We start from the raw sequence: 8646 nt of genomic DNA, 5'->3' as shown, positions 1-8646 counted from the left end.
ACCATCTCAAGGTTCCGCGAACTGCACGCCTGACATCGTGTCAGACTTCTCCGGCCCCACGGGCCCGATCACAAGATCTTCGCCAGAGCCGAATTACGTGACGCCGGACCCGCTCCTGGTGGGGAATTCCCTGATCGTCGACAATAATCCAGAGGGTGATCGCCCGGGAAGTGCTCGGAGACCGCCCGGTTGAGGGAGACGACCTTCTCCCGCAGGCCAGGATGGTTGTGCTCCCGCTGTCCCTCGGCCAGTTCCTTCAGGCTCGCATCCGCCACGAGGCGCTCAAGGTGGATCGCATACAGGGTCAGCATCTGTCGACAGGACAGGAGCTTGGCCTCGACGGTTGCGCGGTCACAGATTCGCCGGCCGATCAGGGTGCTGGTCTCGTCGAGAAGGGCAGCCAGCTCGTCGATCCCCCTGTGCCGACGCAACCGTTCGTGAACCAGGATGGCCGGGCCGACAGCCGGGTGAAGTGCGTAGCGCTGCTGGTGCTTCTTCGCAATGTACGGCTGGATGGCACCGTAGTGCTCGAAGATCGTCCTCCGCGAGTCGAAGAATGCCTGGTCGTACTGAGGCAAACTCCGCTCGGCGATCAGCGCCCAGACCTCACTCCTGGTCGGGCCACCAGACGCCTTGCTGTCCGCGAAAGCCCCAACGACGTCGCGGGCCACCGCCAGGGCTTCGGCTCCCTCCAGGAGTGCCTCCCTGAATTTGGCCACCACCGCGCTGAAGGCGCGAACGTTGAGAGCCTGCTGTCTTGGACTGAGCTGGTCAAAGCGGCCGCCCGCCCCCTGGGGTGGGTCAGATCCCCCTTCAGACTTCTCGGCAACCACAGCCGACACTTCCTACGATCGCGAAAAGAATGCGTCCATTCTCCGCTAAAGCGACATATGCAACAAGGTCCCTACCCGGCCGGTAGCCAGCCGCCGTAGCCAGCGCATGTCGGACGACAAAGTCACTTCTTGGACGTCTTCGGCATCGGGTGGCCGGTGAGGACTGTCAACAGCCCTGCAGTTCGCCCCGCAGGCCAGCGGCATGGTCGTCCGCACCCTCTGGCACGAGATGGCCTGTGCGACCTGGTCCCGGCGGTGACCCCGATAGCGCGGATGGCGGGCCGGTCCGGGGTGTGCGCGGTTCTGCCTGGCCGATCTGCCCGCGCCGCCAGCGTTCCGCTTCGTCAAGGACCAGGAGACTCGGAGGCCGGGGGAGAGTGAGCCGTTCCGGCGCCGGCGCCTCGCCTTTGCCACCCACCTGCCCGACGCCCTCCACCGAGCCGAGCAGGACGACCCCGGCCGGGCGCCCGTGCTCTGGCTTCCGCTGACCGATGCGGCCGCCCTCCACCTCTACCCGGCCGCTCGGCACGCGAGCGGCCGATTGCTGACGGTTGATCACATAAAGCCGATATCGAACAATTGTTCCCATGAGCATCGATGTGCTGCCCTCCAGCCCCGGCCACCCACCCGGGCGCCCTGGAGACGCCGAGAGAGCGCCCAGGGAGCTGATGACGCTGCCCGGCCGCCACCACGACGTCCGCCGCTGGCACCTGGTGGAGATCCGGCTCAACGGCCGCTGGGCGCCCGCGCTGCTCACCGTGTGGCGGCGCCCGCCCGGCAGTCCGCTGTGGGTGGTCCACGTCGCCTGGGGCCCCGACATTGGCGGCCCGGGTGAGGAACGCTGGGCCTGGTTTCTGTTCGACGCTGCCCGCATCCGTCCCCTTGCCGAACCCGCAGACGACGGCGAAACCCCGCGCGACACCGTCCGGGTGCCGCCCGAGCTGGCGGGCCCGTCCGGCGTGGAGCCGGGCGAGGGCTGCTGGCGGCTCGCCTGGCTCCACGCCGCCGGCACCTGGCGCTCGGCCCTGATCACCATCCGCCGACGCCCCACCCCGCACGCACCCTGGATCGCCTACGCCCGCTGGGGCGAGGACCAGCAGGCCGGATGGGTCGTCGTGGACGACAGCCTGCGACTGATCGACCCCGCCGCGGACACCACGCCCCACCACGGCGAGCAGTCCCGATGACACTCACCGCCGTCCCCGAACCCGCCGACCCTGCCCGGCGCCTGGCCGACCTCATGGATGCGACCTCGCCCGCCACCCGCGCCCGGCAGGCCGCCTGCGGCACCCTCCCCGTCCTGGACCCGCTGCGCCCGCTGGTACCGGGCGGAGGGCTGGCCCGGGGCACGGTCACCGAGGTGGCCGATGTGGGCCTTCTGCTTGCGGTGGCCGCAGGTCCGGCGACCGCCGACCCGCACGCCTGGTCTGCCGCCGTGGGGCTCGGGGACCTCGGGTGGGCGGCTGCTGCGGGTTACGGAATGGACCTGCGCCGCCTGGTCGTCGTCGATGCCCCGGGCTCCCACTACGCGGAGGTCGTGGCGTCGCTGGCCGCTGCGTGCCCCGTCGTTCTGGCCGCGGCTCCTCCCCGGGGCCTGCCGCCGCGGGCCGTCGACCGCCTCGTCGGCCACCTGCGCCGGGCCGGGACCGTCCTGATCACTCCCGGCCCGTGGCCCGGTGCTCACCTGCGTCTGGACGTGACCGCCCGGCACTGGTCCGGAGTGCAGGACGGCTGGGGGCAGCTGGAACGACGGCGCGTGAGGGTGGAGTCCTCGGGCCGGGGCTCGGCGGCGCGACCGCGCTTTGCCGAGCTGTGGCTCCCGGACGCCACGGGCACCGCCACGCCCGCGACGGAGTCCACCGCCCTCGCCGAGACGCCCAACAGCGGCGGCGCGGCCGCCGTGGCGGGATGACTGCCCTGAGCCCTGGAGCCGGCATGCCGCGCGGCCCCGGTTGTCGTGCGGTTGGTCTCTAGGCCGAGGACCTGGGCAGCCCAGCCGACCAGGCGCCCGGCGACGCCTTGGCCGGCCCAGACCTTCCGAACCCCGGGGCGGCCGAGCGCCGGCCCCACCATCGGATGGCATGTTCACGGACGAAAGATTGCAGGTCAAACCCCTGGTCACCGCTCGATGAGCGGGTCTAGCATTCCCGGCACGGCGGCCCCACCACAGCACCACCGGGCCACCGAGCAGAGCAGCTGCGCCATGCCCCCGGCGCTGCTGGCCTCCCATCGGCCGGGCCCTCACGGAATGCACCCCCGTCATTCCCGGGCCCGGCCGCCTGCGTCCGGAGCCGGGCAGCGTCCGCCTCAGCGGCGCGGTGCGGCCTGAGCGGGCCGTCAGGTCGAGGTCGCGCCGCTGGACTGGCGGCACCGACGCTGCGCGCTAACGCCGCTGGTCGCCGCTCTCGCGTCGGTGGTACCAGTCCTCGAAGAAGGCCTCGATGCCAGCGATGTCGGCGGGCAGGGCCGCGACGATTGCGGTGAGGTCCTCTCCCGGGTACGGCGGCCGGGGGTCGCGGCCGATCAGCTCGGGGACGTCCACGGCCTGGAGGGCGGCGACACCGGCACGGTGGCGCTCGCGCAGCGGGACGAGTCCGGGGAGGGCTTCGGCGGCGGCCAGGTAGACCTCGGCGAGGGGGTCGATGGCAATGCCGTGGGCGGCGAGGTGGCGTCGGTAGGCAGGGGAGGCGACCGGCGCGGTGTTCGCCGGCTCGCCGGGCCGGGTGGCGGCCAGGACGTGGTCCTCGCCGAGCATCGCGGACACCGTGCCCGGCTCGGGCCCTCTCTCGCCCCGGCGCCAGTGTCCGCCGGCGGGCGGGTTGTAGAGGTACGGCTTGTCCTGGTCGTCGAGGTCGGCCAGGGCCCGCAGACCCGCGCACACCTCATACAGGTCCAGGACCATCTCACGCGGCGCGGCGGCGGCGATGAGCTCGGCCGGACGCGGATTGGCGTCGGCGGGCACCGGACGGGGGATGAGCAGCCGCCGCTCGACGCTGCGCACCGTCCGGGCGCCGGCGGCGACTTCGCGTCCGGCGTGTTCGGCCAGGGCCATCGCGGCGGGCAGCGAGCCGGCGGAGCCGAACCGAAGTGCGGGGGTGGCGTGGTGCACCCACGCGGGCCGCCCTCGGGGCCGGGGTGGACGGCATAGCCGAAACCGCCCCGGGGGTGCTCGTCGACGCGCAGCTGGAGGGGGACGGGGCTGTCCGGCAGCGGCAGGGCGGCGGTCCAGCGCACCACCGGCAGGAGGCCCGCGGACCAGGTGCTGCCGTTCGCGGGGTCGCTCTGCTGCCAGGGGCCGCGGTCGGGGACCTGGTGGGTGGCGGCGGCCAGCGCCCAGTCCAGCAGCCGGATCAGGATCTGCCGGCCGTCCTCGGCCAGCTGCTCGCGATCCGGGCGGAAGTCCCGGGCGGCTTCGTGGCCGATGATCGGCAGGTAGTCGAGCCGGCCCAGGTCCGCGACGTCGACGGGACACTCGGCCAGCAGCCGCGCACACCCGGGCGGGTCGAGCGGGCCGGTTGCCCCGAAGAAGTCCTCGGCGGCCCGCCGCCGGTTGCCCGTCCAGCCGCCCTCATCGTCCAGGAACCCGCTGCCCGGATCGGCCAGTTCGGCGTCCGCGACCTCCAGCGCCCAGGCGGCCGCCCGCAACCCGACGTCCTCCACGCGGATCCCGGCCAGCACACACAGACCCTCCCGGGCCGTACCCGGGCGCACCGCGCCCGCCGGATCCGGGTACCCGGCCAGGAACCGCAGCACCGCATCCCCGGCCCCAGACCGCGCCACCCGCACACCCCGGCCGGGCCACAACGCCCGGGTGAGACGCAGCGTGACCCACGGGAGAGTCAGACGCGCCCGCCCCGCCGACAGATTCACCAAGCACCCGCCCTCCACCGCGAACTCCACCGCCCCACCGTGGAACGGCCGCCCCGCAAGATGCTCCAGCAACACCACCCGCCGCAACACCGCAGACAGATCCCCCGCACACGACACCACCCACTCCCGCTGCGCCCGCCCTGCTGCCGCCTCCTGCGGACCGGGTCCGACAGCGCGGCCCGGGGCGCCGCCCAGGAGCACGTCGCCCGTCTCCACCGCGCCGGCCACGGCCCGGTTCCAGTCCCGGACGAACGTCGTGGCCAAGCGGATCCGCCGCTGCGGCGCACCCGCCGGGTGGAGGACGACGTCCTTCGCACCGACGCTCCACCGCAGACCGGCCACCCCGGTCAGCCCGCCACCGGCCCGCTGGACGGGCAGCAACGCCCGCGCCCACCGCGCCAGCTGCGCCCGGTCGACGTGGACGACGACCTCGTCGGGGCGCGGCGTCACCCGGCCGATGCCGTAGGGGCCGTCGGTGTCGGCCGGCCGGTGTGCTCCGTACTCGGTGAGGAGGGCCGCCAGGACGCGCGCCTCCCAGAGTTCCTGCTCGGGGTGGGCGGGAGCGGGAAGGGGGCTGCGGTGTGCGGCGATCTCGGCCGAGGCGAGCTGGCGGGGCTCGCCGGTGACGGTCTGCCGGGCTTTGGCCAGGTCGGCGGCGGCACGGCGCTGCGCTGACGGCGCGGGGCGTGAGGTCATGGGGGCTTCCTGTCGCGTACTGCCCGGCCAGCACGTCGAGGAAGAAGGGACGTGCACGTGGTGATGCTGACGAAGAACAGGTGCGCGCGTGCGCGCAGGTTCAGCCTTCCCGGTGCCGCCGCAAGGCCGGGAGCGGCACCCCGGCATGGCCGCCCTCAGGCCGCCGCACGACAGTCTAGGTCCAGGCGGGCGGGCTGCTTGTCACCCGATCAGGTGAACCCTGCCGTTGCCGTCGGCCGAGGCGGGCGGCAGGAGGCCGTGCCGACGGGTGCGACCGGGCTGCTGGGGGTCGTGCGCTCGATTGAGGCCGGCACCGTACCGGGGTGCGAGCGGGCGCATGACTCACTGACGGCCGGGGCGGGTCGCGGCGGTCTCCGGCGCGGGCGCGACGATCAGGTCCGGGAACCGACCGGACCGGCGGCCGCACCGCCCCACCCCCTGCTGGGCGCAGCCGCCCCCGTTGGGCAGTACGCCACCGTCGTCAACGAGGCACCGGGCCTGCTCGCCGTGCTTCGCGAGGCCGGTCTCCATCCGAGCCGTGACGGCCTCGGCGAGACGACTTGAATGTAGCGTGCGCTGCATTTAGAGTGTGTTCAATGTAGCGCACGCTGTGACATGAAGGGGATGTACATGACTGCCATCAGTGCCGCCAAGCTCGCCCGCCTCGCCGTCGAAGCCCTTCCGGACGCCGACAAGGTCGCCTTCGACGCCCCGGCGTACGCCGATCGGCAAACGGTGACCGAGGTGCGATGGGACCCCGGGACCGCACTGGCGGTCGCCGGTCACATCTGCCAGTACTGGGGCATCAACGCCGCTACCAGCCGCCTGACCGTCGAACACCGCCGCGGCTTCGTCGTGACCATGCGCTACGAGGTCTGGCACGGTACCTACCGACTGGCCGTCGGCGAGCACGAGGAAGGCCCGGCCATCGTCGACCTGTGCGGCCACACCGACTGCGTCGAACCCGCCCCGGCGGGACCCGGGTCCCGCTGCTGCCAGCACTTCGCAGACCCGGTCCGCGACGGCCAGGAGAGGACCCACTGGGCGCGGATCGCGGCCGAGGCCTGGCGAAGCGAGCACCCGACCGGCGGCGAGGAAAAGGTCCGGCTGGACAACGCACGCAACGCCCTGGTCCTCGGTGCACTGGCCGCCGGCATGCGGCCCACTGACCTGCACCGCGCGACCGGAATCGCCCGCACGACGATCGACCGGATCCAAGCCCCACAGCCGGAACCGGCATGGGAGGGCCACCCCCTGGACGGGCCCGCCTAGCCAACAGCCCCGGGCACTGCCGACACGTGGGCCAAACCGGATCCCCGGACCGGGGGAGCGGAACTCCCCGCCTCCACCGCCGCGCCACGCCCCCAGCCCGGCAGGCCCCACCGGCCGGCCCCGCGGCCCCCCTGCCTTCCCCGGGACCGGCCAGGCTGCGCTCTGGACGGTTCGGAGCGAGGACAGCCGTCCCGCATCCGCGACCGCCGCGCCCCGCCGACGCCACGCGCCGGACAGCGCCAACCAGACAACCGCGCCAGACCACACCAGCACGGTGCCCCGTCCCCCCGGCCCCGCAGCCCCGGACGTCCCCACCAAACCGGACGGCACCCTCACCACCTCGCTGCGCCTCGGGGTGTCGCCGGGGATGGTGAAGCACGAGGGCTCCCGGCCGATCGCCGAGCTGATCGCCGCCGACGCCAACCCGGCCCGGCACATGAAGGCCGGCGGCCAGGTGTCCGCCGACGAGTAGTTCCCCGCGGCCCGCCGCCACCCGGCGGCGGGCCGCCCACCACGCCCACCAGCAGTGACCGCCCACCTCGGCGGTCGGGAAGGAGAGCAGTGTGAGCCGCGAGATTGACGAGGGCCTGGAGCGTGCCGAGTGCACCCGCCCCATCCCGGTGCACCTGAACACCCGGGTCAAGTTCCTGTGGGAGAAGGTCGCCAGGAACGACACCAAGCGCCTCGCCCAGGCCGCTGGCGTCTCGGTGCGCACCGCGCAGCGCTGGGCCCATGCCCTCAAGGCTGTGGCCGAGGGCGAGCTGACCGGGGACATCCCCATGACGAAGGCCAACGCGGCGAAGGTCGAGCGGGCGGTTCGGGCGGCCTGGCAGCCGCGGGTGAAGAAGCGGGTGCGCCGCGACGCCGAGCAGCGCGGCTTCATGCTCCACATCCAGGCGACCTTCGGATACTCGGCGGCCGGCGGTAGCACCGACGACCCCCGCCCCCGAATGATCACCCAGAAGATGCCCGGCGACGTCGCCCGGCGGCTGTACGCCGCCCGCGACGCCGGAGCCACCCAGGCCCAGCAGGAAGCGATCCTCGCCGAGGCCCTGCGCGACGAGTACTTCAAGGACGGCGGCCGCCGCGCCCGCGGCCTCGACGTCGAGCTCAACGACATCGCCTGGATGGACATCGAGCTGTAGCACCACCCTCCGGTGGCCCCGTGTCGCCGAATTTGTGACTGAGCGCTTCACTTGGCCAGTTAGCGGTCGAGTTGGCCAGTTGAGCACCTGGCATTGTTCCTGGTCAGCTGAGCCGGGACACGTTAGCTGGAACTTGGTCACGGTTGTTGGAACCGGAGCGCCCCAGCGCTGGAATCGCTCTCGGGGCTACTACTCCAGCTCGTGAGGTGTGTGTGGCTGAAGGCATGAAATGGGTTGATCATTCCCAGCCGTGCTCGGCGTAGGTCCGGTTGTCCCACTCCGGGTGCTCTGTGGTGTAGGTGCCCCAGCCCATGCGCTGGTAGTACAACGTCATCGCGTCGAAGTGGCTCGCGGCCTCAACGGTCCACACGAGCCGGGCACCTTCGGACAAGAGCGCACGAGCGCCGTCTCCGCGCGGTCCGGCCAGGCAGAACGTCTTGACCTCCTCGCCTTCGTCCCACAGCTCGTGAAGCATTGGCTCAGGATAGGTCCCAAGCGGCGCGGTGTGACTACAACGGCTGAACCGCTGTCGTCCCCGCCGCTCCAGTTGTCCTGCGTACGCGCTCGCTCGGTTCCATGCCCCTCAGCGGAGCGGCCGCGGACGCCGCGAGCCCGGGTAGTTCGAAACTGGTTCCAACATGAATGGCAATCCACCGCAGGTTGCAAGAAGGATGGCCAGATGGTTCCAACAAACGTGTCCCACCAGGTCAAAACGGCCAGGTCACCACACCGCGTTAGGTTCTGTCCGGTCGATCATGAGCGGAGCCAGATGGCCAGGGCGGCGACCGTGACCGTGCCGAGGAAGACATAGACACGTTTGTCATATCTGG

General features: G+C 72.3%; 9 protein-coding genes. 6 read left to right on the top strand and 3 right to left on the bottom strand.

From position 1 onward, the window contains the following. Positions 1-68: 68 nt before the first annotated feature. Positions 69-833 carry a hypothetical protein gene (locus AB0O11_RS38595; RefSeq protein WP_363397108.1) on the bottom strand — a complete coding sequence of 255 codons (765 nt, stop codon included), beginning with the start codon at positions 831-833 and terminating at the stop codon, positions 69-71. Positions 834-1420: 587 nt separating this feature from the next. On the opposite strand from AB0O11_RS38595, the gene AB0O11_RS38590 reads away from it, so the two are divergent. Together AB0O11_RS38590 and AB0O11_RS38585 are read left to right on the top strand one after the other, a co-directional pair. Then, positions 1421-2020, top strand: a complete 600-nt coding sequence (locus tag AB0O11_RS38590; protein ID WP_363397105.1) for a hypothetical protein — start codon at positions 1421-1423, stop codon at positions 2018-2020. After that, positions 2017-2745 carry a hypothetical protein gene (locus AB0O11_RS38585; RefSeq protein WP_363397103.1) on the top strand — a complete coding sequence of 243 codons (729 nt, stop codon included), beginning with the start codon at positions 2017-2019 and terminating at the stop codon, positions 2743-2745. The genes AB0O11_RS38590 and AB0O11_RS38585 overlap by 4 nt, the downstream gene beginning before the upstream one ends. A 471-nt stretch (positions 2746-3216) precedes the next feature. Here the strand turns inward: AB0O11_RS38585 and AB0O11_RS38580 are convergent, their stop codons facing one another. Further along, the gene (locus tag AB0O11_RS38580) at positions 3217-3942 is read right to left on the bottom strand and encodes a hypothetical protein (RefSeq protein ID WP_363397100.1); all 726 of its coding nucleotides are present in this window, start codon (positions 3940-3942) and stop codon (positions 3217-3219) included. Between the two features lie 1055 nt (positions 3943-4997). Here AB0O11_RS38580 and AB0O11_RS38575 point away from each other — a divergent pair. The 4 genes from AB0O11_RS38575 (at position 4998) to AB0O11_RS38560 (ending at position 7816) form a co-directional block, all read left to right on the top strand. Further along, a complete protein-coding gene (locus AB0O11_RS38575; protein WP_363397097.1) occupies positions 4998-5378 on the top strand; it encodes a hypothetical protein in 381 nt (126 codons plus the stop codon). Positions 5379-6029: 651 nt separating this feature from the next. Beyond that, on the top strand, positions 6030-6671 hold the full coding sequence (locus AB0O11_RS38570; protein ID WP_363397095.1) for a hypothetical protein: 642 nt from the start codon (positions 6030-6032) through the stop codon (positions 6669-6671). 274 nt (positions 6672-6945) lie between these two features. Further along, positions 6946-7143, top strand: coding sequence for a hypothetical protein (locus AB0O11_RS38565; protein WP_363397092.1), 198 nt, complete (start codon positions 6946-6948; stop codon positions 7141-7143). 91 nt (positions 7144-7234) lie between these two features. Further along, positions 7235-7816: an XRE family transcriptional regulator gene (locus tag AB0O11_RS38560; RefSeq protein WP_363397089.1), complete on the top strand. Its 582-nt coding sequence runs from the start codon at positions 7235-7237 to the stop codon at positions 7814-7816. 238 nt (positions 7817-8054) lie between these two features. On the opposite strand, the gene AB0O11_RS38555 is transcribed toward AB0O11_RS38560, so the two are convergent. Beyond that, a complete protein-coding gene (locus tag AB0O11_RS38555; RefSeq protein ID WP_363397086.1) occupies positions 8055-8291 on the bottom strand; it encodes a hypothetical protein in 237 nt (78 codons plus the stop codon). Positions 8292-8646 lie beyond the last annotated feature (355 nt).

The sequence above is a fragment of the Kitasatospora sp. NPDC093102 genome (assembly GCF_040683915.1).
Classification (GTDB): domain Bacteria; phylum Actinomycetota; class Actinomycetes; order Streptomycetales; family Streptomycetaceae; genus Kitasatospora.
This window is presented reverse-complemented; position numbering and strand designations above follow the sequence as displayed.